We start from the raw sequence: 24821 nt of genomic DNA on the forward strand, positions 1-24821 counted from the left end.
TCGTCGTTATTCCGCGGCATCACGCGGCTGCACTTTCCACGCGCCTGCGCTCGGCCGTTTCAGGCCAATATTTTCGCGCAGCGTCTTGCCGCGATAGTCCTTCTGGAACAAGCCGCGGCGCTGCAATTCCGGCACGACGTGTTGCACGAAGTCGGCGTAGGAGCCGGGCACATAGGTCGCGGCGATGACAAAACCGTCGCAGCCGCGCTCGACGAACATCTCTTCGAGCTTGTCCGCGATCTCCTTGGGGCCGCCGACCATCGCGTCCTGCACCTGGCCGCGGCCGGAGAAGGTGACGAAGTCGCGCGCGCTCGGATTGCTCTTGCCTGAATTCTTCAGTACGCCGTCGCGGATGCCCAAAATGCCCTGCATGCTCTTAAGTTCTTCCGTCGTCAGCGGCTCGTCGAGGTCCTTGGAGGCAAAATCATAGTTGAGCGCTTCGGCGAGCAGCGACAGCGCGTCAATCTGGAGCGGCAGCTTGTTGATCAGCGCCATCTTATCCTCGGCTTCCGCCTTGGTCGCGCCGCAGACCGGCGTCGTCAAATTGCAAAGGCGCATTTGATCGGGATCGCGGCCGGCTTTGGCGGCCTCGTTGCGCACGGCGGAATAGCCTTCTTTCGCCGCCGCGAGGTTGCGCGCGGCGGTAAAAATCACTTCGCCCCAGCGCCCGGCGAAGCGCTGGCCGCGGCCCGACGCGCCGGCCTGGATGATCACGGGATGGCCCTGATCAGAGCGGGGCACGGTGAAGGGTCCACGCGACTTGAAGGCCGGGCCCTTGTGATCGAGCCGCTTCACCTTGGCCGGATCGGCAAAGCGGCCGCTCTTTTTGTCCATGATGAGCGCGCCATCTTCCCAGGTGTCCCAATGGCCGAGCACGACCTCCATGAATTCGTCGGCCTTGTCGTAGCGGGAATCATGTTCGGGATGCGAATCCCGTCCCATGTTCAGCGCTTCGCCGTCGTTCAGCGAGGTGACGACGTTCCAGCCTGCGCGCCCGCCCGACATCAGATCGAGCGTGGCAAAGCGGCGGGCGACGTCGAACGGCTCGTAATAGGTGGTCGAGCAGGTTGCCCCTAACCCGAGCTTGTCGGTAACCAGGCCCATCGTGGTGAGCACGATCAGCGGATCCATCTTCACGCAGCGGATGCCGTATTCGACGGTGTGGGCGTGGTCGTTGCCGTAGCGGTCGGGCATCGCCAGGCGGTCGTCGAAGAAGGCCATGTGAAACTTGCCGGCTTCGAGGATTTTCGCGATCTCCTGATAATAGTCCGCCGACATCGAATCGTCGCGCGAGTCAGGATGCCGCCAGGAGCTCGGCAGATTGGTGCAGTTTTGCGCCTGAAGGAAGCCGACCAGTACCATCTGCCGCGTCATGCTGTTCTCCAAATTCCATCAGGCCAGATCGAGGATTGTTTCGAGCCTGTACTCACGCGCCAGCGAGCGCAACTTCTCCCAGGTCGCATCCTCGATCTCGATGCCGTCGCGCAGACGTTGCTGCTCGCGCACGCCCTCGATCTCGCCGGGATAGTAGACGCCCTTGCTGCCCTCGGACGGCGGCGTTGATTTCAGATAATGCGCGAATTCGGTGACCTCGCGCTTGAATTCCTTCAGCGGGCAGAACGCCGCGACGTTGAACACCGCCATGAAGCAGCCGTCATTGTGCCGGCCGGTCGGCTCGACCCCGAAGCCGAGCCCGGTGAGCAGGCCGCAGAGCACCTCGACCATCGCGGCCAGGCCGCTGCCCTTGTAGCCTTCGGTGCCGCCAAGCGGCAGCAGCGCGCCGCCCTTGCGGTATTGGGTCGGGTCGGTGGTGTGCCGTCCCTCGGCATCGATGATCCATCCGGTGGGAATCTCCTCGCCGCGGGCGACCGCGAGCTGGATCTTGCCGGCCGCAACCGCCGATGTCGCCATGTCCAGATAGAACGGCGATTCGAGATCGGACGGCACCGCGATCGAGATCGGGTTGGTGCCGAGCCGGGCCTCCTTGCCGCCGAACGGCGCCACGTGCTTCGGCGAACGGCCGGAGTCCGCCGTCGCGATCCCGATCATGCCTTCGCGCATCGCCATCAGTGGATAGGCGGCGAGGCGGCCCACATGGCTTTGCCGGAACACGGTGCAGGCGGCGACGTTCGCCGTCTTCGCCTTCTCGATCGTCAGCGCCATCGCCTTGGCGTTGACATGGAAGCCGAACCCCCAATGGCCGTCGATGACGGTCGTGGTCGGCGATTCCTGGACGATGGACCATTTGGCGCCGGGAACGATGTGTCCGGCCTTGATACGGTCGATATAGGTGGAAACCGCGATCACGCCGTGGGAGTCGTGGCCTGCGAGATTGGCGTTGACGCAACCGACGGCGACCGCGTCGGCTTCTTCCTCGGAAGCTCCGGCTGCGCGGAGCAGTGCAGCGCTGACGCGCGTGAGGCGGTCGGCCTTGACGATCGGCATGGCGTTCCCTCAGGTCATCGCCCTTGATGGACGTTGTTGGGAGCCATCGTCTCAAAGCCCCGCGCCGATATCAATCTCCCGTAAACCAATACAGGGCTGCAAATTCGTAAACAGAACGCGCCTTTCGTCGGACGACCATGCGTCCTGGCATGCCGCGCGGCGGGATTCCCGACAGTTTTTGGTCTGTCGTTCGCAGCTCGTTCACTGTGATCGGCGGTTTCCACCACGCAATAACGACCACTTAGGCGATCACCGTTCATAACGCGACCCGGGATAAAACGGCAGAAATGCCCGGGAGTTGAGATCGTGCAGACGACCCTCGCGCGCACCTTTGCAGCGTTGAGTGCCATCAACGAAGCGATCCTCTACGCGAAATCGCCGGACGAGCTGTACCAAAAGGTCTGCGACGCCGGGTTTGCGAGCGGGGACTTCATGGCGGTTGCCGTGTTCCTGGTGGAGCCGGACGGCCGTCGGCTGCGCTTTGCCGCCGGTTGCGGCGAGGACGTGGCGCGGCTGAGCGCGATCGAGATCACCGTTGAAGCCGGCACGCCGGAAGGCGCGGGCGTCGGCGGCGAGGCGTTTCGCAGCCAGACGCTTTGCATCAGCAATGACTATTTGAACGACCTGCGCTCGCTGGCGTGGCGCGAGGGCGCGGCGAAGGCTCATATCGGCGCGGCGGCGGCGCTGCCGCTGCTCTGCAATGGCGAGAGCGTCGGCGTGCTGTTCGTGACCCGCAGTGAGGCCGGCTCGTTGAACGAGCAGATGGTGTCGCTGTTCGAGCGTATGTCGGCGAACATCTCCTACGCGCTGGACAATTTCACGCGCGAAACGGCGCGCCAGGTCGGTGAACGCGCGACGCGGCGGCTGAACCGCATGTTCGGCGCCATCAGCGCGACCAACGAGGCCATTCTGCACGCCAAGACCGAACTGGAATTGTGCCAGCGCGTCTGCGATGCCGCGGTCTACTGCGCCAAGTCGCTTGCCACTTTCGTTCTGCTGCTCGAACCGGACTCGCACTGGCTGAGGCCGGTCGCCGCGACCGGACAGAACCTCGACCTGATCAGACAAGCGCGCTATTCGATCGACCCGGAGAATCCCCACGGCACAGGTATTGTCGGCGAGGTCTTCCGGACGCAGAGACTGATCGTCGAGGACGACCTCGTCAATCGAATCAAGGGAACGGCGTGGGAGCAGGCGAACGTCGATGCCGGTGCGGTGGCTTGCATGGTCGCGCCGCTGGTCAAACGCGGGACCAGCGTCGGTGTGCTGTTCTCATTCGTCAGCAAGTCATGGGCGAACGACGAGGAGGTCGTCGCGCTGCTGCTTCGCATGACGGAGAACGTCTCCTTCGCGCTCGAGAACTTTGACCGCGAAACGGAAAAGGCCAGGATCGCCGAGGAGGAGGATCGCCTCGCGCGCATGTATGCGGCGCTCAGCGCCACCAACGAAGCCATCCTGCGGGCGCGCTCGCGCAGCGAACTGTTCGACTTGGTGTGCGAGGCGACGGTCGAGGGCGCCAAGTTCGCATCGACGTCGATTGCGCTGGTCGATCACGATGCCGAGCTGCTCCACGTGGTTGCCTGCTATGGTCCGAACAAGGAGCAGGTGCTTCGCTTCAAGCTTGCGACGACCGACAAGGTTCCGGAAGGACGGGGATTGACCGGCACCGCATTCCGCACGCGGCAGCCCTGCGTCAGCAACGATTTGTGGGCCGACAAGCGCATGAAGCCGTGGCGCGAAGGCGCGCGTCGGGACGGCATCGCATCGGCGGCGGCCTTGCCGCTCTTCAACGGCGACCGGATCGAGGGCGCCTTCCTGTTCCACTCGTTCCAGCGCGATACTTTCACCCCCGAATTCGTCGAGCTCCTGCAGCGATTGCAGGCGAACGTGGCCTTTGCGCTGGCGAATTTCGACCGCGCGGTGGAGAAGGCCAGAGCCGACAAGCAGCGAAGCCGGCTGAGCGGCATGTTCGAGGCGCTGAGCGCGACCAATGAAGCCATCATGCGTGCCAAGACGCGGGATGAGCTGTTCGAGGCCGCATGCGAGGCCTCCGTGCTGGGCGACATGTTCGCCTCGGCGACCATCGCAATTATGGACCCGGACGGCGAGATCGTCCGCGTCGTCGCGGCAAAGGGGCGCATGCATGATCGCATGGTCGGACGGACCTGCGTCATTTCCGCCGACCATCCCGAAGGGCAGGGAATCATCGGAACGTCGCTGCGTTCCCGGCAGCCCTGCGTCATGAACGACTATCTCAGCGACCCGAGATCCGAGCATTGGCGCACCAAGGCGACGGAAGACGGTACGCATGCGGCTGCGAGCTTTCCGCTCATGCGCTCCCACGGCGAGCCCCGCGGCGTCCTGTTGTTCCTGGCTCCCGAGGAGCACACATTCACGCCTGATCTCGTGGAGCTGCTCGGACGCCTCGCGGAAAACGTGTCGTTTGCGCTCGACAACTTCGAGCGGGCCGAGGAAAAGGCCCGCACCGAAGCGCAGAAGGAACGCCTGACGCGCATGTTCGCGGCGCTCAGCGCTACCAACGAAGCGATCGTCCGGGCCAAGTCGCGCACCGAATTGTTCGACCTCGTGTGCCAGGCCGCGTCCACCGGCGGCAAGTTCACTTCGACGACCATTGCGCTCGCCAGGGATGATAGCGATCAGCTCGAGATCGTCGCGGCGGCCGGGCCGTCCGCCGAGACCACAAGGAACGTGCGTCTCTCCATTGACGCTGATCGGCCCGAGGGCCGCGGCATGAGCGGCACGGCCTTCCGCACCCGCCAGCCCTGCATCAGCAACGATTATGTCAACGACCGCCGCGTCAGCGCCTTCCATTCCGTCCTTCAAAGCGACGGCGCGCGCTCCGGTGCGGCGTTCCCGCTGGTCACACATGATGAGTCCGTCGGCGTGATGATCTACATGTCGACCGAGCAGGACACTTTTACGGACGAGTTCGTCGAGCTGTTGCAGCGTCTTGCCGGCAACGTCTCCTTCGCGATGGAGAATTTCGATCGGGCCGACGAGAAGAAAAAGGCCGACGAGCGCATCGAATATCTCGCCTCGCACGACAGCCTGACCAATTTGCCGAACCGCGAGACCTTCAGCAGTCTCTTGCGCGAGGCGATCGACATCGCAGAGCGCCATGACCACCGCTTTGCGGTGCTGTTCATCGATCTCGACCGCTTCAAGGTCATCAACGATTCGCTCGGCCATGAGGCCGGCGATCTGCTCCTGCTCGAAGTGGCGAACAGGTTGCGTAGCGCGCTGCGGGCGAGCGATGTGGTGGCGCGGCTGGGCGGTGACGAGTTCGTGGTGATCCTCGACCAGTGCGGCGAGATCGACGACGTCCAGCGCATCTCGACCGAACTGCTCGCGGCGCTCGGCAAGCCCATGGAACTGGCCGGCCACGAGTGCCACAGTACGGCTTCGATCGGCATCGCGATGTATCCCGCCAACGGCGCCGACGCGCAGACGCTGACCAAGAACGCCGACATGGCGATGTATCTCGCCAAGGAAGATGGCAAGAACGGCTATCGTTTCTTCTCCAAGGAAGTGACGACGCAGTCGATCGAGCGGCTGTCGCTCGAGAGCGCACTGCGCCGGGCGCTCGAGCGCGAGCAGTTCTCGCTGAACTATCAGCCCAAGGTGGACATGGCGACCGGCCAGATCACCGGCGTGGAAGCGCTATTGCGCTGGACGCATCCCGATCTCGGCAGCATCTCGCCGGCGCAGTTCATCCCGCTCGCCGAGGAAACCGGCCTGATTGTGCCGATCGGCCGCTGGGTGGTGAAGGAGGCCTGCGCGCAGGCCATGGCCTGGCAGCGACGTGGCCTGTTGCCGGTGTCGATGGCGGTCAACCTGTCGCCGCGGCAGTTTGTCGACGAGCATTTGTTGCAAGACGTCGACGAGGCGCTGGCGGCCTCCGGCATGTCGCCGGTGCTGCTCCAGCTCGAAGTCACCGAGAGCATGATGATGCGCAATGTCGGACGTGCGCTCAAGGTACTCGACGCCATTCAGAGCCGCGGCATTCGCTTGGCCATCGACGATTTCGGCACCGGCTATTCGTCGATGTCGCTGATGAAGCATTTCCCGATCGACACGATCAAGATCGACCGCTCCTTCGTGCGCGACCTGCCGCAGGATTCGGAGGATCAGGCGATCGCGCAGGCGATCATCAGCATGGGCAAGGCGCTCGGCATGACCGTGGTCGCCGAGGGCGTCGAGAACGCCGAGCAGGAGGCGTTCCTGCGCACCCATGGCTGCGACGAGATGCAGGGCTTCCTGATCTCCAAGCCGGTGCCGGCGCGGCAGATGGCCGAGCTGCTGCGGCCGATGGTGCTGCCGGTCGCTCCGCCGCTCCAGCCGGAGACGGATCCGGCCGTCAACGAAGCCGTGGCGCTACGGCTGAAACGCGCTGTCGTCTGACGGTTGCGGGAGCAACTCACGAACGTCGTCTTCCTTGATCTCCGCCTTGCGCGGAAAATCATCCGGCCAGGTCGGCGAGGTTTGCTCGGCGAATAGCGTGAGAAGGGCATGCGTACCTTCGGCAAAGCTCGAGCCGTCGCCCAGGCCCAGCTCACAACACCATGCGTGTCGCATCGGCTCTTGCGCGTCGCACACGGCCATCGCGGGTCCCCACCACCAGGCCGGCGCCGGCGAGCGTTCGTCCTCGGGCACGGCATGCCAGAGGACGAGCTCGTCCATCACGCGCTCGAATTGCAGGCTTGCGGCCTGATGCATTCGCTCCGTGCTCCTTGGGCCGCGCCTGAAAGCAGGCCGCGCGCGGATTAGATCGTGGCCTTCGCTGTGAAGAATCGGCTCGCGCTATTGGCTGAGCTACACGTGCCGCTTCCATCGGCGGCCGTAAGAGCAACATGCGGCGCTCGGGACATTCGCCGGCGCCGACTGTGACAACCTCTTTAGCCCCTCAGGGGCCTGACCGGCAAGTCGTAATACGGGTGCCTAGCGCGACCTCAGCGGATGCGCCTTCTGGTGCCAGGCCCAGGCGGTGCGGATCACGGTCGGCAGGTCGGAATGGCGCGGCACGAAGTTCAGTACTTTTCGCGCGGCGGAGGCGTCGGCGACGAGATAAGTGGGATCGCCGGCGCGGCGCGGCTTGATGGTGTGCGGCACCTCACGCCCGGTCTCCTGCCTGATCGCGGTCAGGATCTCGCGCACCGAAAAGCCGGAGCCGGTGCCGAGATTGAAGCTGCCGCCGGCGTGTCCCTGTTCCAGCAGCTTCAGTGCCGCGACATGCGCCGCGGCGAGATCGGTGACATGGATGTAGTCGCGGATCGCGGTGCCGTCGGGGGTGTCGTAATCGTCGCCGAACACGGCGAAGTCGACATGGCCCTGCAACGCCATCATCGCGCGGGGAATGAGATGCGTCTCGTTGTCACGCAGCTCGCCGATGCCGCCGGCCGGATCGGCGCCGCTGGCATTGAAATAGCGCAGGCAGAACGCGCCGAAACCATAGGCCGCGCGGTAATCGGTGAGCATACGCTCGATCATCCATTTCGACGCACCATAGGGATTGATCGGCGCGCAGGGAAAATCCTCCGGCAGTTCTTTGGAATCGGCGTTGCCGTAGACCGCGCCGGTCGAGGAGAACACGATGCGCCGGCAGCCTGCGTTGCGCATCGCCTGCAACAGCGACAACGTGCCCTGCACGTTGTTGATGTAGTATTTCTGCGGATCGGTCATGGACTCGCCGACGAGGCTCGCGGCCGCGAAGTGCATCACCGCCGTAACCTTGTGGTCGGCAAAGGCGCGCGCCAGCGTCGCGCCGTCGAGCAGGTCGCCGGTCACCATCTCCCCGGCAACGAAGCTGCGATGGCCTGTCGAGAGATTGTCATAAACGACGGGCTGGTAACCGGCTGCGGCCAGGGCGCGGCAGGCGTGCGATCCAATATAGCCTGCACCCCCTGTGACGAGGACAGTCGGTCGGTCAGTCATGTCGTGTTCTACTCTTCTCAGCGATTGAAGGGCCGGTTGCGGCTGAAGAGAAGATAGATCGCGCGGGGGTTAGTGGTCAAATAGCGCCAGAACAAGCGCCGCGGCTCCAGCCAGGTGCGCCAGGCCCATTCCAGCCCGAGCTTCTGCATCCATTGCGGCGCGCGAGAGCGGCTTCCCGATAAAAAATTGAACAGGCCGCCGGACGTCTTGATGACGCCAACATTGGTCAGCAGCGGCGTGTATTCCTCGACGAAGGCCTGCTCGGAGGGAACGCCGAGTGCAACCCAGAGATAGTCAGGCGCCAACGCATTGATCTCCTCGACCTTGGCGCGCAACGCGTCGCCACGGAGATAGCCATGGCTGTATCCGACGATCTTGAGCTTCGGATACAGGTTCTGGACTTTCTTGACAGCCGTGGCGTTCTCCTCCTCGCTGGCGCCGAGCATGTAGAAGGAGCGGCCGGCAGCTTCCGCCTTGCGCGCGACGATATGGAACAGGTCCGTGGTCGCGACGCGTTCCGGCAGCGGAAACCAGGATTGCAGTTTTGAGGCCGCCACAAGCGGCTGGCCGTCGGCGTTGATCAAATCGGCGGCGCGGAACAGGCGCTCGGTCTGCGGCTCGGTCGAGCAGCGTGCCAGCACCTCGCCGTTGGCCGAGGTCAGGTACAGCGGGCGGCCGATGCGATGACGCGGGTCGGTGGCCTCGATCATGAAATCGGCAGTGGCTTCCAGGTCGAGCGCGGCCATGCGAAGGCCGCCGACGGTGATCCGTGGCACCTCGGCGGTTGCGGCCCGCCCTTCAGGATTGACGCGGCGCTCAAGCATATTGTTTGCCTCGCTGGCGCATTTGGGCTGCGGGAGTGAGCTCGTCGAGCATCACGCCGACGAGCTTGCGCTCGGCGCCGCCCAGCGCGGTCAAGATTTCTTCCATGCTGTCGTTGATGTCGAGGCTGGTCGGCAGCACCGCCACCAGCGCATCGGCACTGTCGAGCAGCTTGCGGCCGGCGGCCGAGAACGGCATCGCCGGGCCGTCGAGAATGACGAGATCATAGCCGCCGGCAGAGCGCGCCTGTGCGATTGCCTTGCGGATGGCGTCCGTTGCCTTGCCCGCATCGCTCTCGGCCGCCGGCAGCACGGAGATGCCGTTGACGGTCTTGATCTCGCGCGCGGCGTTGCTGCCGATCGAGAGCCAGCCGAGCTTGCCCGGCTCGCTCTTGCCGGGGCGATTGACCTTGTTCGAGATCGTGTGCGCCTGATGGTCGGCGTCGATCATCAGCACGCGGCTGCCGTCGCGCGCCGCCGCAAGCGCAAAGTTCAGCGCGGTCACGCTGCGCCCGACGGTCTCGCCGGCGCCGACCAAGGCGATCACCGGCATCGCCTTGCCGCCGGCGCGCCGTGCCACCGCGGCGCGCATGTCGCGCAAGGCGTTGAGCAGCGTCGTCAGCGGAAATCCGGGGCGCAGTGTCGGCCAGCCCAGTCGGGTGAGGTCGACACCGCCGCCGGTGGCGAGAATGGCGCCGAGCGTGCGGATGACGTCGGCCTCCTGGAGGCGGGCGATCAGCGGCTTTTCGACCAGAGAAAGCGGCGGAGGAGGTGCGGCGGTTTCCGGTCGCGTCCTCGATACTTCCGGCTCCGGCGTGCGCTCGCGGCGGCTCGGTTCGGGGGCGGTCGCGCCGACGAACAGATGCTCGGCCGCGACAAACCAGCAGGCGGCCGCGAGCCCACCGAAGACGAAGCCGATCATGGCGAACAAGCTCATCGCCGGCGGGAACGAGCGCCGCTGCGGCACGGTGGCTTCGCCGATGACGCGGGTCGCCGAGGTGTTGAGCGTCTCCTGCTCCTCGGTCTCGCGCGAGCGCTTGAAGAAGGACTGGTAGACGTCGCGGCTGGCATCGACCTCGCGCTCGAGCTCGCGCAGGCGCACGGCGGCCTGGCTGAGCTGGACGCTTTGCCGCTTCTGCGCCTCCAGCGCCCGGTTGAGCGAGGCTTCAAAGTCGCGGGCGCGCGTCAGGTCGTTCTTGGCCGACTGGGCGAAGCGATCGACCTCCTCGCTGATGACGCGTTTGATATCCTCGACCTGCTTCTCGGTCTGACGCAGCGCCGGGTGCCGCGGCCCAAGCTCGGCGGTCTGCTCCGCATATTTCTTGCGGGCATCGGCATATTGCGCGCGCAGGTTTGCAATCGTCGGTGATTGCAGAACCTCGGCATTCGCACCGGCATCCGCCGCCGTGCGCCGGCTCGCCTCGATCTGGTCGAGCCGCGCCTGCGCATCCATCGTCGCCGCGCGGGCCGCGGAAAGCCGCTGGTTACTGGAGGAGAGCTGCTGGTCGCTGATCAGCGCGTCCTGGGTGCCGACGAAATTGTTCTGGGCCTTATAGGTGGCAAGCACGGTCTCGGCGTTGCGCAGCCGTTCGCGCAGCTCCTTCAGCCGGCCGGACAATTCGCTGGTGGCGCGCCGGGCGGCCAGAGCCTGCGAGTTGCGGGACTCGGTGAGGTAGGCGTTGGTCAGCGTGTTGGCGAGCATCGCCGCTCTTGCCGGATCGGTCGACCAGACCTCGATGTCGACGATAAAGCTCTTCTCGGTCTTGCGGATGGTGATGTGCCTGTTCAGCGCGTCGAGCGCCGCAAGCTGCACGTCCTTGACGTCCGCGGCGGAGGGCGCGCGGGGTTGGAGGCCGATCAGGCCGAGCAGCGAGGACATCGCGCTCTTGCCGTCACCGCCGCCGAATTCGGGATCCTTGTCGAGATTGGCCTGCTCGATGACCCGCAGCAGCACGCTGTTGGAGGTGATCAGGCGTGCCTGGCTCTCCACCATCATGGACATGCCGGAGAGGTCCTGCGCGCGCGGCGTGAGCTCGCGATCGACGAGCTGGAGCTCGCGCGGATCGACATAGAGCTGGGCGGTCGCGGTGTAGCGGGGCGTCAGGCTCTTGCCGATGGTGACGGCAAGGCACGCGCCGATCAGGGCCGCGGCGGCAATCGCGATCTTGCGCCGCCACAGCAGGCTGACGAGCTCCAGCACGTTGAAGCTGGCCTCGGACCTCCGCTGCTGCGGGGCCTCCGACCTGCTCCGGTCTATCGGCTGGCTATAGTCAAGCATGATCCCCAGCTTCCATTCCAACTACCGCGGGCTGAGGGGCTACTCTTCGCTCTACGCCACGCACCCGGGATATAGGTGCCCAATCAACGCAACAGGGAAAATTAACCATACTCACTGAGGGACTATTCACCGAAATGGCAAACAAAGCGTTTAAGTGCACGCTGCGGTTGGCCGCGTCGTTGTGACGCTTTCGATGCGCCGATCCCTCGATGATTAACGAATCGTTACCGTGCATGCCGCCCGGCATGCGCGCGTCCGGCCTCGTAGCGTGACGGCCGGGCTGCACGCGCAGGGCCATTAGCGCTTCCGCAGGATGACGTGATAGTCGCCGCGGCGGACGTCGGTGCCGCGCGGGAGCACGGCGTTCAGCACCGCGGCGCCGGTGTCGACGAGGGCGGCGACCAACCGCTTGCGCTGGCGCATCTCGGGATAGCGCGGGCTCTCGACCTCGCGGCGATAGATCGTTTCCAGGCCGTTGGCGGCGGCAAACGCCTCGAGTTTCGACAGTGTCACCAACGGATGGAAGACGGTCGGGAACGGCGCCTCTCCGGGCAGGCCGGCGGTCTTGATGCCGCGGATGTTCCGGTAGAACCAGACATGGAACCAGTGCGGCGAGTATTTGGTGACGACGCCGGACAGTGAGCGCGGATTGGGGGCACCGATCAGGATCATCCCGCCGCGCTTGAGCGCATCGCGGAAGTTCAGAAGCGCCACCGCGACGTCGGGCAGATGCTCGATCACGTTGTAGCAGATCACGATGTCGAAGGTGTCCGGGCCGAAGCGATAGGTCTGCACGTCGCCGAGGATCGCTTCCTGCGCGTAAGCGTTGTTGCGGATCTGGTCTTCGTCGATGTCGACGACAGTGACATGGCTGCGGCCGAGCACGTCCATGGGCAGGAAGCTCGACGAGCCGCCGCCGGCCTCGTAGATCGCGAGGGGACCTTGCGGCAGCTCGCGGCGCAAGGCCTCGTGGATGGCAAGCAGGCTGTCACGGGCTTCGCCGGCGACCAGGTCACGCAGCGCCTGGGTCTGTACCGGAGCCTGAGTCCGGGCTGTCGCGAAATCGATCGTGGCTGGCTTGCTCATGTTTTTCGACCGCACATGTTCGACTCAAATTTACAGGAATAATCCCGCATCTCCGAGGAGCAAATCTGATGCCGCTGGGTGTCACCGGTCACGGTGCTTACGGCTGGGTTAATGCGTCCATGCGTTAACTAAAGCATCGCTACATCGTGCCGTCGCTGGCGCGTTGGACCACGAATTGCAGTATCACACGTGAAGAAATTCGACGGGAAAACACGCAAAAGCGGTTAAGCGCATGATGGGACGTCTGCATTGTCGGAACACTGGCGCATGGCGCGGCTTTGCCGCCGAAGCCGGCCGCCCATTTCGGGACATTTGCGTCGCAGCACTGTGCCGTTGCGAGACGGCGCCGATCCATGCAACCGGCGCAAAGCCTTTTTCGGCGAAAGGCCTTTTCAACATATCTCAGGCATCTAGATCGTCATGACGCTGATCCCGACAGACCTCACCGCCAGCCGGATCTCGGATGCCGTGTGCGATCCCAACCGTGAGATCGCCGCGAGCTCGCGCGTCATCGACCTGTCGGTCGGCATCGTCGTCTGCATTCCCTGCTTCCGCCGCCCGCAGCATCTGCGGCTGACGTTGGACTCGCTCGCCAGCCAGCGCACCCCGCGCTCCTTCGCGGTGGTCATGGTCGAAAACGACGCAGCCGGGCGTGAGAGCGCACCAGTTGCAGCGGAGTTTCTCGTCACCGGCAAGCTCCAGGGCGTCTGCCTGGTCGAGAAGCAGCAGGGCAATTGCCACGCAATCAACGCCGCGTTCGAGACGGCGCAGGCGCTGTTTCCCGCCGCGACCCGCTTCCTGATGATCGATGACGACGAGATCGCCTCGCCCGACTGGCTGGAGCTGATGGTTCGCACCGCGGAGGCAACTGGTGCCGACGTGGTCGGTGGACCGGTGCTGCCGGTGTTCGACGATGGCAGCCAGCCCTGGCTTTCGCGTCATCCTGCCTTCTGTCCGGCCTACGACTACACCGGCGCGGTGCCGCAGATCTATGGCTGCGGCAACTGTCTGATCACGCGCGCTGCATTCGATCGGCTGGGCAAGCCCGCCTTCGATCTCCGCTTCAATTTCCTCGGCGGCGGCGACTGCGACTTCTTCACGCGCTGCCGCAATGCCGGCATGACATTCCACTGGACGGCGGAGGCCGTCATCACCGAGACCGTGCCGCAAAACCGCACCAGCTTCAGTTGGATCGCAAAGCGTGGCCTGCGCATCGGTGCGATCAATTATCGCGTGCAGTCCAAGGCCGCGCAAAGTGCGGCGGCGCGGGCGCGGGTGTTTGCCCAGATGATCGGACGGCTGCCGCTGTCGCTGGTTCGTTCGGCTCGCCTGCTGACATCGTCGAAAGCCGTTATCGCGATGCATCCCATGATGGTCGCGCTTGGTGCTGCGTTCGCGGCATTCGGCGTCGAGCCAAAGCCCTATGAAGCCTCGAAGATCGTCTCCTGACGCGCTAACGTCGGGCGGCTAGATTCCGAAATAGGACAGGGCGATCTTGATCGCGGACCGCGGTGTCGCTTTGAGCGATCGCCGCGCGACCATGCCGAGATAGGCGAGGGCGTCGCGATACCTGCCGAAGCGGACCGCCTGTGTCGCCGAATAGGTCACGAGATGAATTTCGGCCGCCTGCCGCAGCCGGGGCACGGCGTCGGCGGGCAGCTTGGTCAGGATCAAGTCATCGCTGAAGATGCGCGTGACCGCCGGGAAGAAATCCTGCGGCGTCCGCACCGCTGCATTCATGGTGTTGGCCGTGTGCAGGCGATAGTCGAGCAGAAGTTTCGGCACGAATGCGAACTCGCCGAGCGCGGCGAGGCGGCACCAGCAATGCCAGTCCTCGCAATATTGAAGCGAGACGTCGAAGCCGCCGGTTGCCCGGAACGCATCAGTGCGCACCAGCATGATGCCGCCATTGACGATGAAGTTGCCGCTGGCGAGCCGCTCGAGCACGTTGCCTGACGGCTTGCGGCGTCCCTTCAGGAGACCGCGCCGGCCGATCGGCCGGCCCGCACTGTCGATCGTGTTGTAGTCACCATAGACGAGGATCGCGTGCGGCGCGGCCTCGGCTGCCGCCAGCAGCGTCGTCACTGCGTCCGGCCGCAGGCGGTCGTCGGCATCGAGGAAGATCAGCCAGTCGCCGCGCGCGCTTCGTGCGCCGAGGTTTCGTGCGGCCGAGACGCCAGCGGCATCATTCATCATCAGGCGCAGCCGCGGATCGCGGATGGCCTGCACGAGTGCGATGGTGTCGTCGCTCGAGCCGTCGTCCACGACGATAATTTCGTCGACGCCATTCTGCGTCAGCGCGCTGTCGATGGCTTCGCCGATATAGGCCGCCGCATTCTTGGCCGGGATGACGACGGAAACCACAGGCGGCGTCGCGCGCGCGTCCGTCGCCGTGAGCGCGGCGGTCGGTGCTTCGAGCATGGCATCGGCTACGGTCAAACGGTGGCTCGTCTTTAATGATCTGTTAACCAGGCTGCTTGTCGAAGCCGGCAATCCGCAGTCCTGGCTGACGCGGATGATACCCGCATAACCGTCAAATCGTTGCTGCGAAGGCCGGAGCGACCGCGGTTTCGTAGATTAGCGTTAAGCCTGTGACGTTAAGTCTGTCGCAGCTTTGAAGAGGTGCGACAGCCGGTCTCATGCGAGAATGTAGACCTGATTGCCGCGGATGGACCCAGTGCCCGCAAAGACATTCGACTACGATCCCGACGCCATGGTTCTGAACCTCTTCTACGAGGACAAGGACGATCGCTGGTTTCCCGGCGACCGGCATCTGCGGCGCATGGCGCGACGCATGCTGTTCGGCGAGCCGCGCATGAGCGGACAACTTCGCGTGTTCCTCAATCTCTGTGCAGGGCTCGACCGGCTCGGCATTCGCTACCGCGTCAACGACTACAGCTACATCGCGCGGCATCCCGAGGAAGTCGCCTGCATCATCGGCCGCATCTTCCTGCTCGACAAGTTCGCATGGAAGAACCCGATCCTGCTCGGGGTCGCCGCCCATAATCATCCGCTCGACGATCCCGACCTGTTCAAGCGGCTTCCGGTGAAGAAGGTCGTGGTGCCGGGCCCGTGGTACGCCGACATGTACCGGCCGTATTGGCCCGACACCGAGGTCTGGCCGACCGGCATCGATACCGATCTCTGGGCGCCGTCGCGTCCGTCGCAAAAGACCGTCGACGTCCTCATCTACGACAAGGTCAGTTGGGATCGCGATCGCTATGTGCCGGAGCTGATCGAGCCAATCCGCGCACGGCTCATCGAGGAGGGCCGCTCGTTCACCGAGCTGCGCTACGGCAGCTACAAGGAGGAAGACTATCAGGTGGCGCTGGCGCGTTCGCACGCGATGATCTTCCTGTGCCAGAACGAGAGCCAGGGCATTGCCTATCAGCAGGCCCTGTCCTGCGGCGTGCCGGTGTTCGCCTGGGATCCCGGCGGCCCCTGGCGGGATCCCGACTACTATCCACATCGCGTCCAGTTCGCGCCGGTGTCCTCGGTGCCCTATTGGGACGACCGCTGCGGCATCAAGTTCGCCGACTGCACCGGCTTCGAAGCGCGCTGGGGGGATTTCTGGGCCGGATGTGCCGCAGGCAAATTCGATCCGCGTGGCTATGTGCTGGACAATCTCACGCTGGAACGGCGCGCGCTGCAATATTACGAAATCGCGCGCAGCGTGGCGCGGCAGCAGAAGGTGCCTGCCGCCTCCGGCATGGTGGTTGACGGATGGTTAACGGGGATGGGTTAGACCCGGGACGTCCCTACCGTCCCATATCGGCCTTGAGGCATGGATCGCAGCGCCGCAGACATGACTGACGTCGAGGCCCGATCGTTCGGACACGCAATCCGTCACGAGCTTGCGACGCTGAACGTTATGCAGATGGCGCGCTGCCTGGTCGCGATGGTGGCCCTGCTGCTGGTGCTGGTGACGCTCAATCCCTTCCCAGATCTGCGCAGCGAGGACGTCGCCATCGTCGGCAGCGGACGCATGGCGCTGGACTACATCACCTTCGGCCTGTTGGCCGCAGTCGCGGTGCTGTTCGCTCTCGCCACCGATGCACCCTCGCTGAAGACCCTCGTCACCCCGCTGCATCTCTGCTTCGTCGGCTGGATGCTGATCAATGTCGTCTTCTCCGAGAGCCGCGAGGTCTCGATCCAGCGATTCGTGCTCGCCGCCAGCGTGACCTCGCTCGCGGTGCTCCTGCCGCTGCTGCCGCCGACGCAGCGGAGCTTCAATTTGTGCCTCGGCGGCGCCGCGCTCGTGCTGCTGGTGCTGTGCTATCTCGGCGTGGTCCTCGCCCCGCAATATGCGATCCACACCGCGCTCGATATCGCCGAGCCGATGCTTGCCGGCGACTGGCGAGGCACTTTTGGCCACAAGAACGGCGCTTCGCCGGTGATGACCATTTTGGTCTATGTCGGCATTTACCTCAGCGCCGTCGGCTCCTTCGTGATGGGACCTGCGATCGCGGTCCTTGCCGGCATCTTCCTCATCTTCACCGGCGGCAAGACATCGTCGGTGCTGTGTCTCGCCATCTACGCCCTGGCGTCGCTGGTCTACGTCACGCGGAGCCTGTGGCTGAAGCGGATCATCTGCTTTGCGCCCCTGATCGTGATGAACCTGTTGACGGTCGGCAGCGTCGCAAGCCCCGCGCTGTCGTCCATCACGCGGGTGCTGCCGGTCGATCCGACCTTTACCGGCCGCTCCGACATCTGGGAGTTTGCGCTCTCGGCCGTGGCGGAAAAGCCGATCATCGGCCACGGCTATGCGGCGTTCTGGGACGACGTCAGCGAGCGGCAGACCGCCAAGGGCGCCGAATGGGCGGTCTCCGCGGCGCACAGCCACAACAGCTATCTCGATCTCGCCATCACCATCGGCCTGCCGGGCCTGCTGCTCGTCATCCTGATCTTCGTTCTTGCGCCACTCCGCAATTTCCAGGCGACCCAGGCGCACAACCGCAGCAATGCGCTGGGCAAGCTGTTCCTGACCATCTGGCTGTTCGGCCTGTATTTCGGGACGACCGAGACCTTCCTGCTCGAACGGCAGAATCCGGTCTGGTTCATGTTCGCGCTTGCTGTCGCGGGACTGCATTTCCTAGCCAGGTTCCAATGCATCGCGCAGATGGAACCCGATCGCTGACAGCTTGTCGCAGTCGCGCGTTCCAAATCGGGACATGAGAGACATTGTGCGCGCAGTGACGGTATCGGTAACGATAAGCAGCGACGTAACTTGTGGTCTGCGACAAAACATAATCTATCTGGAAATGTTCAGTAACTGTATGCCCCGCGAATGGCGTTTGTCAGCCTCGAGCAACTAAACGATCGGGTGTCCTCCAGCACGTCGGGAATCTCAGTCGATTTCATGCGTGACTGGCGACGGGCCGCGTTGCGCCTGAACGCGGGCCATCGCACCGCTTTCCAGCATGGTTACTGGCTCGACGCCTGGTACGAGGCGTTTCACGGCGTCCCGCCGTTGATCGCCGTGATCTCCGATGCCACGACCGGCAAGGACATCGCGGTAGTGCCGATGATCAGCCACACCAGGCGCGGCATCCGCGTCGTCGAGTTTGCCGATCTCGGGGTCTCCGACAACAACGCGCCGATCCTGGCCTGTGACGCCACGTCCGACACGGCCGGTGCGGAGGCGATCAGCGCTGCGCTGGTCGATGGCTTGCGCGCTCTGCCCGATCGCTTCGACGTGCTGCGCCTGAAGAAGATGCCGGCCCATGTCGGCGGCAAGCCGAACCCGCTGCTGGCGCTTGGCCGTCCCGGATCCTGCTCGCTCAACGGCAACCTCGTGCTGACGGGCGACGACTATGCGGACTACCAGGCGTCGATCAAGCGGATGCAGATGCCGCGCTGCTGGCGCGTGTTCGGCCGCCATGCCGGCGCGCGGTTCGAGATCGCCACGGATGCCGCCCGCGCGCACGAGCTTCTCGACGTGATGGATGTCCAGCAGCAGGAGCGCATGCAGAAGCTCGGCTCGCGGTTTGTCCTCAACGACGATGCGCACGCCAGCTTCTACCGCGACGTGGTGCGGCAGGGGGTCGCGGAAGGTTATGCGATCGTCTCGGCGCTCGTCTGCGACGACGGCATCGTCGCCACCACGCTCGGCGTCAGATACGGCGCGACCTATTTTCTGTTGCGCATCGGTCATGCCGGCAAGCCGTGGGCGAGTTGCTCGCCGGGGCTGCTCGTGACCGAGCGCACCATGGCGGCGCTGCATGAACAGGGCGTGCGGCGCTTCGATCTCAGCATCGGCAACCACGACTACAAGCGCCGCTTCGGCGCCGAGCCGGTCCCGCTGACCGATGTCAGTGTCGCGCTGTCCTGGCGCGGGCTGCCTTACGTGCTGCGCGACCATGCCGCGCAGGGCCTGCGCCGCCATCCGAAGCTCGCGGCCTTTGCCGCACGCGCGATGGGCAAGGGCGCGCGTTAAAGCGCGCGGCGCCCTGGTTGCAGCGGTTACTCGCATGTCGCAATCGTTGTGCTATCGTTGCCTCCGCAGCCCGGAGGCGACATGGACGATCGTTCGGACAAATATCGCGCGTTCTATGCGCAGTTGATCTGCGCCGCGGCCAAGACTACCGATCCCCGTATCGAGCAGGCGTTTCGCAACGTGAGGCGCGAGACCTTCGCGGGCCCCGGGCCGTGGTCGATTTCGTTCGGAGGGCATCCCTATGTCGTGACGCCCGACGATGATCCCGCCTTTCTCTATCAGAACGCGCTGCTGGCTCTGGATCCGGAGCGCGGCGTCAACATCGGCATGCCCAGCGCGCACGCTTATTGGCTCAGCGGCTGTGGCGTGAAGGAAGGTGAGACCGTGCTCCAGATCGGCGCGGGCACCGGCTACTACACCGCCATTCTCGCCGCGCTCGTCGGTCCCGGTGGCGGGGTCTATGCCTATGAAATCGACGAACGCCTGGCGGCGCTCGCGCGCGAGAATTTGAAAGACATCGCTGAGGTCGAGTTGCGCGAGCGCTCGGGCATCGCGTCTGATCTTCCCAGCGTCGACGTGATTTATGTCTGTGCCGGCGCGGCGCAGCCGGCCATGGAATGGCTCGCGGCGTTGCGACCCGGCGGCCGGCTGATATTTCCGTTGGCGCCGGAGGGTGTGCTCGGCGGCATGCTGATGATTACGCGCCCAAACGAGGGTACGGCCTGGCCGGCCAAATTCTTGGGGCGGGCCCAGTTCATCGGCTGCGCAGGACTTCAGGATGCGGATGCCGGCCGGCGGTTGGCCGAGGCGTTCGCCAAAGGCTGGGAACGTGTGCCGTCGCTGCGGAGAGGGGACGTGCCCGACGAGACCTGCTGGTTTGCCGGCGACGGCTGGTGGCTTTCAACTGCACCCGCCTCGGCGCCGGCGGTCGACATGCCACCGCACGCGGATCTCACACAGGCCTAAAGCATGATCCGGAAAAGTGCGCCGCGGTTTTCCGAAAAGATCATGCTCAAAAAATAACGCCTCACGATCCCGTGCATCCGGCGCAGTGAAACCGGCCGCGGGAGGCGCGGAATAGGCTGCGGCAATACCAGCGGCGCGTCAGCGCCTGGACCGGCCTGCGGATCATCTGCGCCATCAAGAGAATTTCGAAAGCCATACGCGTCGCTCCTGCAACGATAGATAGGGCGGCATTCCCGAACGAGAATGCCGCCCAAATCGCATCAGCCATGCAGAGGATCGCGAAGCTTAATGGTGAACCTTAGCCATGAAGCTTAGCCATGAAGCTTCTTGGCCGTCTCCGCGATTGCGCGCCCCTGATAGCGCGCGCCCGCGAGCTCGTTGGCGCTCGGCTGGCGGCTGCCGTCGCCGCCGGTGATCGTGGTGGCGCCATAGGGTGCACCGCCGGTGACTTCGTCGAGCTTCATCTGGCCGGCAAAGCCGTAGTTCAGGCCGACGATGGTCATGCCGAAGTGCAGCAGGTTGGTGATGATCGAGAACAGTGTGGTCTCCTGGCCGCCATGCTGGGTCGCGGTCGCGGTGAAGGCGCCGCCGACCTTGCCGTGCAGCGCGCCCTTCATCCAGAGGCCGCCAGCCTGGTCGAGGAAGTTCGCCATCTGCGAGGACATCCGGCCGAAGCGGGTGCCGGTGCCGACGATGATCGCGTCGTAATTGGCGAGATCCTCGATCTTGGCGACGGGCGCGGCCTGGTCGACCTTGTAGTACGAGGCCTTGGCGACCTCGGCTGGCACCAGCTCGGGCACGCGCTTGATGTCGACGGTCGCGCCGGCTTCGCGCGCGCCTTCAGCGACGGCATTGGCCATCGCTTCGATGTGGCCATAGGCGGAATAATAGAGGACGAGAACTTTGGTCATGGGTGGTCTCCGTTGGGATTGAGCGAGATGATGGGTTGCTTGGATCGTTACGCCGCGTCGACGAGCACGAGCTCGGAATCCTCCAGAGCCGTGATCTTCAGCCTGGCCTCGCCGCGGATTGCGGCGCCGTCGCGGGCGTTGACGCGCACGCCGTTGATCTCGACGGCACCTGCGGCCGGCACCAGATAGAGGTTCCGTGACCTCTCGGGCTCGTACTCCGCGCTCTCGCCGGCCTTCAGCGTGGTGGCGAGCACCCGCGCATCGGCGCGGATCGGCAGAGCGTCCTTGTCGTTCGCGTCGCCACTGGCGATGGTGACGAGCTTGCCCGAGCGGTCCGCCTTCGGGAACGGCTTTGAACCCCAGGTCGGCTGGCCGCCGCGCGCAGTCGGTTCGATCCAGATCTGGAAGATCCGGGTCTTGGTCGGCTCGAGATTGTATTCGGAGTGGCGGATACCGCTGCCGGCGCTCATCACCTGCACGTCGCCCGCTTCGGTGCGCCCTTCGTTGCCGAGGCTGTCCTGATGGGTGATCGCGCCTTCGCGCACATAAGTGATGATTTCCATGTTGGCGTGGGGATGAGCCGGGAAGCCGCTGTTCGGCGCGATCTCGTCGTCGTTCCACACCCGCAAGGCGCCGTGACCCATGTTGCTCGGGTCATAGTGGTCCGCGAAGGAGAAATGATGCTTGGCCTTGAGCCAGCCGTGGTCGGCGCCGCCGAGCTTGTTGAAAGGTCTGAGTTCGATCATTTGCGTAATCCTGAATGTCTGATGACCCTTGGATAAGCCTCCGCCTGTGGTATAGAAATAGAAACTGTTGAAACACATTGTTTCCTTAAACATCCTAATTGGTCGGCTCCCATGGCAAAACTCCCGGATTTCGAGGCGCTCGCGATTTTCGCAAAAGTCGTGGAATTACGGTCGTTTGCGGCGGCCGCGAGCGAGCTTGTGATGTCGAAAGCGACGGTGTCCAAGGCGGTGACGCGGCTGGAGGAGCGGCTCGGCGCCCGGCTGTTCAATCGCACCTCGCGCCGCCTCGCGCTGACCGATGCCGGGCACAAGCTCGCCGAACGCGCGACGCGCCTGCTCTCGGACGGCGAGGCGGCGGAGAACGAGGCGCTGGCGCAATCGGTGGCGCCGCGCGGGCTGGTGCGGCTCGCCGTGCCCATGACGTTCGGCATCAAGGCGGTGGCGCCGCTGTTGCCGGAGTTTTTCGAGACCTATCCGGAAGTCTCGGTCGATCTGCATTTGAGCGATGCGACCATCGACCTGATCGGCGAGGGCTTTGACATGGCGGTGCGGATTGCGCGGCTGCCGGACTCGTCGTTGATCGCGCGACGTCTCTTCACCATGCCGCGCTTCACGGTGGCCGCGCCGTCCTATCTCAAGCGCCACGGCCGGCCGACGCATCCGATGCATCTGGCCGAGCACAAATGCTTCAGCTACGCCTACCTCACCACGCCCAACATCTGGCACTACACCAATGCGGCCGGCGAGCAGGCCAGCGTGCGGCCGGGCGGCCAGCTCCGCGTCAACAATGGCGAAGCGGTGATGCCGACGCTGATCGCCGGCCTCGGCATCGCCGAGCTTCCGGAATTCATCGTCGGTGACGCCATCGCCTCCGGCGAGGTCGAAGTGATCCTGAAGGACTGGAAGCAGGCCGAAGGCGCCGTGCATCTGGTGACCCCGCCCGGCGGCCCGCGCCCCGCGCGCGTCGAAGCCCTCGGTGATTTTCTCGCGGCGAAGCTGCCGGGCACGTGCAAGCGGCAGCCGAAGAAGGGCGGGAAGGCGGGGTAGATCCTTTGGTGGGCACGGCGCTTCGCGCCTTTGCCCATCCCACAAAATCTCGCTAGTCTATCGTCCGCGCAAGCTGCCGTAGGGTGGGCAAGGCGAAGCGTGCCCACGACTTTGTCTGAGGGAATCGCAAGTGTCTCGATATCGGCGGGCACAGGGAAGGATGTTCTTCTTCACCGTCGTGCTCGCAGATCGATCGAGCACGTTGCTCGTCGATCAAGCTGATCGCTTGAGACGAATCTACCGAGCCGTCTTTGAGCGCCAGCCATTCGAGACCGTCGCAATCTGTATCTTACCAGACCACCTCCATGCGATTTGGACGTTGCCGGAGGGCGACGTCGACTTTTCATCGCGTTGGAATCAGATCAAAGGCGGATTTTCGCGTGGCTTGCAGGCCGGGCCACCCTCAATGAGTAAATTGAAGAAGCGCGAGAAAGGCATCTGGCAGCGCCGTTATTGGGAGCACGCGATCCGCGACGACACGGATTTGGAGCGTCACGTCGACTATATACATTTCAATCCCGTGAAGCATCGCCTCGTCGCGCGCGTGAGCGATTGGTCTCTCAGCAGCTTTCATCGCTACGTCGATCAGGGCATTCTCCCAGCGGATTGGGGAGGGGATATGCGAGACATTGCGGAGCACTTCGGCGAGTGATGGTGGGCACGGCGCTTTGCGCCTTTGCCCACCCTACGGCATCTCGCCCTGTAGTACGACTACGACACCTTCACGCCGTCGCTTGCCACAATGCGCAAGTCTGGCTTCAGGGTCTCCTCCAACTGCGACTTCAATTCATGAACACGCGGGTCGGTCGAGCGCGCCGCGCAAACCGCGTATTGATGGACGGATTGCGCCAGGGCATGCCGCGCTTCCGGCGTTCGTGTCACTTCGGGCTTTGAAAGCCGCAGGACGATCGCGGCGAGATTCACCAGCATCTCGTCCAGGGCGACGTCGATGGTTGCTAGTTTTCCCATAACGCACTCCCATGGCACACTCCCTTGGGAGGGCAACAATGGCTCTGGGGATGCGTTCCAGACCGGGGCGAACATGGTTAACGCATCTTTAACGGCTTGTTCTTGCCGATCGCGACGCTAGGCTGGGAGCGAAACAAGAAAAATCGGGGGGAGAGACCTGCCATGGATCGACGCGATGTCCTGCGCGCCGTTGCCGCACTGCCGTTGTTGCCCGCGTTGCCGCGCGCAGCATTCGCCCAAACCTATCCCATTCGCAACATCACCATGATCGTGCCGTTTCCTGCCGGCGGCCAGGCCGATCTCGCGGCGCGCCCGGTGGCGCAGGCGCTGGAGCGAATCCTGGGCAAGGCCGTCATCGTCGACAACCGCGCCGGCGGGGCCGGCGGATCGGTCGGCAATGCTGCGGCGGCGCGCGCCGAACCCGACGGCTACACGCTGCTGATGACGCTGTCCTCGCTCGCGGTGCTCCCCGAGGCCGACCGGCTGTTCGACCGTCCGGTTGCCTATGAAGTCTCGCAGTTCATGCCGATTGCGCGCGTGCTCGCCGATCCCACGCTGCTCGCGGTGCCGGCCTCGGCGCCTTGGAAGACGGCGCAGGATTTTGTCGAGGACGCGAAGAAGCGTCCGGGCCAGATCACCTATGGCTCGTCAGGGCCCTACGGCACGCTGCACGTAGCGATGGAGATGTTTGCGAACAGCGCCGGTATCAAGCTGCTGCATGTGCCGTTTCGCGGCGCGGGTCCCGCGCTGACCGCATTGCTCAGCGGCACCGTGCAGGCAATTGCGGCAGCACCGGGCACGCTGAAGCCGCAGGTCGACGACGGCAAGCTGCGCGTGCTTGGCAATTGCGGCGCGCAGCGTATCGCGAGCTTTCCTGATACCCCGACCTTCCAGGAGCTCGGCTACAAGGATGTCGAGATGTACATCTGGGCCGGACTCTTTGCACAGAGTTCTCTTCCTGCGCCGATCGCGAGCCGCCTGCGCGAGGCGATGGGCCAGGTGATGACGAGCCCGGATGTGCTCAAGACCTTCGATGCCTCGGGCAGCCTCGTCGCCTATCAGGACGCGCCGGCATTCTCCGACTTCGTGGCGACCGACAGCGCGCGGCTGATCGCGGCGGTCAAGAAGATCGGCAGGGTCGAATAGATTTCGGTCGCATCTTCA

General features: G+C 64.4%; 21 protein-coding genes. 9 read left to right on the plus strand and 12 right to left on the minus strand.

Annotated elements, in window-relative coordinates; genetic code table 11:
- Positions 1 to 6 precede the first annotated feature (6 nt).
- Both UB31_RS14765 and UB31_RS14770 read right to left on the minus strand, forming a co-directional pair.
- A complete protein-coding gene (locus UB31_RS14765; protein WP_045011336.1) occupies positions 7 to 1374 on the minus strand; it encodes an LLM class flavin-dependent oxidoreductase in 1368 nt (455 codons plus the stop codon).
- A gap of 18 nt (positions 1375 to 1392) precedes the next feature.
- Positions 1393 to 2445 carry an Ldh family oxidoreductase gene (locus tag UB31_RS14770; protein WP_045011337.1) on the minus strand — a complete coding sequence of 351 codons (1053 nt, stop codon included), beginning with the start codon at positions 2443 to 2445 and terminating at the stop codon, positions 1393 to 1395.
- A 306-nt stretch (positions 2446 to 2751) separates the two neighbouring features.
- On the opposite strand from UB31_RS14770, the gene UB31_RS14775 reads away from it, so the two are divergent.
- A complete protein-coding gene (locus UB31_RS14775; protein WP_045011338.1) occupies positions 2752 to 6867 on the plus strand; it encodes a bifunctional diguanylate cyclase/phosphodiesterase in 4116 nt (1371 codons plus the stop codon).
- On the opposite strand, the gene UB31_RS14780 is transcribed toward UB31_RS14775, so the two are convergent.
- The 5 genes from UB31_RS14780 to UB31_RS14800 all read right to left on the minus strand — a co-directional run bounded on the left by UB31_RS14780 (position 6841) and on the right by UB31_RS14800 (position 12582).
- The gene (locus UB31_RS14780; protein WP_045011339.1) at positions 6841 to 7182 is read right to left on the minus strand and encodes a hypothetical protein; all 342 of its coding nucleotides are present in this window, start codon (positions 7180 to 7182) and stop codon (positions 6841 to 6843) included. The two genes, UB31_RS14775 and UB31_RS14780, sit on opposite strands and share 27 nt — an antisense overlap.
- A 222-nt stretch (positions 7183 to 7404) precedes the next feature.
- Positions 7405 to 8397 carry a UDP-glucose 4-epimerase GalE gene (galE, locus tag UB31_RS14785; RefSeq protein WP_045011340.1) on the minus strand — a complete coding sequence of 331 codons (993 nt, stop codon included), beginning with the start codon at positions 8395 to 8397 and terminating at the stop codon, positions 7405 to 7407.
- A 17-nt stretch (positions 8398 to 8414) separates the two neighbouring features.
- Positions 8415 to 9221, minus strand: coding sequence for a WecB/TagA/CpsF family glycosyltransferase (locus tag UB31_RS14790; RefSeq protein ID WP_045003939.1), 807 nt, complete (start codon positions 9219 to 9221; stop codon positions 8415 to 8417).
- Positions 9214 to 11496: a GumC family protein gene (locus UB31_RS14795; RefSeq protein WP_045011439.1), complete on the minus strand. Its 2283-nt coding sequence runs from the start codon at positions 11494 to 11496 to the stop codon at positions 9214 to 9216. Before UB31_RS14795 ends, UB31_RS14790 begins: the two co-directional genes overlap by 8 nt.
- A 297-nt stretch (positions 11497 to 11793) precedes the next feature.
- Positions 11794 to 12582, minus strand: a complete 789-nt coding sequence (locus UB31_RS14800; protein ID WP_045011341.1) for a class I SAM-dependent methyltransferase — start codon at positions 12580 to 12582, stop codon at positions 11794 to 11796.
- Between the two features lie 420 nt (positions 12583 to 13002).
- On the opposite strand from UB31_RS14800, the gene UB31_RS14805 reads away from it, so the two are divergent.
- Positions 13003 to 14031, plus strand: coding sequence for a glycosyltransferase family 2 protein (locus UB31_RS14805; protein WP_045011342.1), 1029 nt, complete (start codon positions 13003 to 13005; stop codon positions 14029 to 14031).
- An 18-nt stretch (positions 14032 to 14049) separates the two neighbouring features.
- On the opposite strand, the gene UB31_RS14810 is transcribed toward UB31_RS14805, so the two are convergent.
- Positions 14050 to 15021 (minus strand): glycosyltransferase, encoded by a 972-nt coding sequence (locus UB31_RS14810; protein WP_502691257.1) that lies wholly within the window; start codon positions 15019 to 15021, stop codon positions 14050 to 14052.
- Positions 15022 to 15259: 238 nt separating this feature from the next.
- On the opposite strand from UB31_RS14810, the gene UB31_RS14815 reads away from it, so the two are divergent.
- The 4 genes from UB31_RS14815 (at position 15260) to UB31_RS14830 (ending at position 19984) form a co-directional block, all read left to right on the plus strand.
- Entirely contained in the window at positions 15260 to 16327 is a 1068-nt protein-coding gene (locus UB31_RS14815; RefSeq protein WP_045011440.1) for a glycosyltransferase, read from the plus strand.
- Between the two features lie 39 nt (positions 16328 to 16366).
- On the plus strand, positions 16367 to 17719 hold the full coding sequence (locus UB31_RS14820; protein WP_045011344.1) for an O-antigen ligase family protein: 1353 nt from the start codon (positions 16367 to 16369) through the stop codon (positions 17717 to 17719).
- A gap of 150 nt (positions 17720 to 17869) precedes the next feature.
- Positions 17870 to 19018: a GNAT family N-acetyltransferase gene (locus UB31_RS42170; protein ID WP_045011345.1), complete on the plus strand. Its 1149-nt coding sequence runs from the start codon at positions 17870 to 17872 to the stop codon at positions 19016 to 19018.
- An 81-nt stretch (positions 19019 to 19099) separates the two neighbouring features.
- Positions 19100 to 19984, plus strand: coding sequence for a protein-L-isoaspartate O-methyltransferase family protein (locus UB31_RS14830; protein WP_045011346.1), 885 nt, complete (start codon positions 19100 to 19102; stop codon positions 19982 to 19984).
- Positions 19985 to 20045: 61 nt separating this feature from the next.
- Here UB31_RS14830 and UB31_RS42825 read toward each other — a convergent pair whose 3' ends face one another.
- The 3 genes from UB31_RS42825 to UB31_RS14840 all read right to left on the minus strand — a co-directional run bounded on the left by UB31_RS42825 (position 20046) and on the right by UB31_RS14840 (position 21641).
- Positions 20046 to 20180: a hypothetical protein gene (locus UB31_RS42825; RefSeq protein WP_283806033.1), complete on the minus strand. Its 135-nt coding sequence runs from the start codon at positions 20178 to 20180 to the stop codon at positions 20046 to 20048.
- A 115-nt stretch (positions 20181 to 20295) separates the two neighbouring features.
- Complete coding sequence (gene wrbA / locus UB31_RS14835) at positions 20296 to 20895, minus strand: NAD(P)H:quinone oxidoreductase (RefSeq protein ID WP_045011347.1); 600 nt, start codon at positions 20893 to 20895, stop codon at positions 20296 to 20298.
- A gap of 47 nt (positions 20896 to 20942) precedes the next feature.
- A complete protein-coding gene (locus UB31_RS14840) occupies positions 20943 to 21641 on the minus strand; it encodes a pirin family protein (RefSeq protein ID WP_045011348.1) in 699 nt (232 codons plus the stop codon).
- Between the two features lie 111 nt (positions 21642 to 21752).
- On the opposite strand from UB31_RS14840, the gene UB31_RS14845 reads away from it, so the two are divergent.
- Together UB31_RS14845 and UB31_RS14850 are read left to right on the plus strand one after the other, a co-directional pair.
- Complete coding sequence (locus UB31_RS14845; RefSeq protein WP_045003930.1) at positions 21753 to 22688, plus strand: LysR family transcriptional regulator; 936 nt, start codon at positions 21753 to 21755, stop codon at positions 22686 to 22688.
- 130 nt (positions 22689 to 22818) lie between these two features.
- Complete coding sequence (locus UB31_RS14850; RefSeq protein WP_197090817.1) at positions 22819 to 23340, plus strand: REP-associated tyrosine transposase; 522 nt, start codon at positions 22819 to 22821, stop codon at positions 23338 to 23340.
- 59 nt (positions 23341 to 23399) lie between these two features.
- Here UB31_RS14850 and UB31_RS14855 read toward each other — a convergent pair whose 3' ends face one another.
- On the minus strand, positions 23400 to 23657 hold the full coding sequence (locus UB31_RS14855; RefSeq protein WP_045011350.1) for a hypothetical protein: 258 nt from the start codon (positions 23655 to 23657) through the stop codon (positions 23400 to 23402).
- Positions 23658 to 23819: 162 nt separating this feature from the next.
- On the opposite strand from UB31_RS14855, the gene UB31_RS14860 reads away from it, so the two are divergent.
- Positions 23820 to 24803 (plus strand): tripartite tricarboxylate transporter substrate binding protein, encoded by a 984-nt coding sequence (locus UB31_RS14860; protein WP_045011351.1) that lies wholly within the window; start codon positions 23820 to 23822, stop codon positions 24801 to 24803.
- The last annotated feature ends 18 nt before the right edge of the window (positions 24804 to 24821 follow it).

Source organism: Bradyrhizobium sp. LTSP849 (assembly GCF_000938255.1).
Classification (GTDB): Bacteria; Pseudomonadota; Alphaproteobacteria; order Rhizobiales; family Xanthobacteraceae; genus Bradyrhizobium.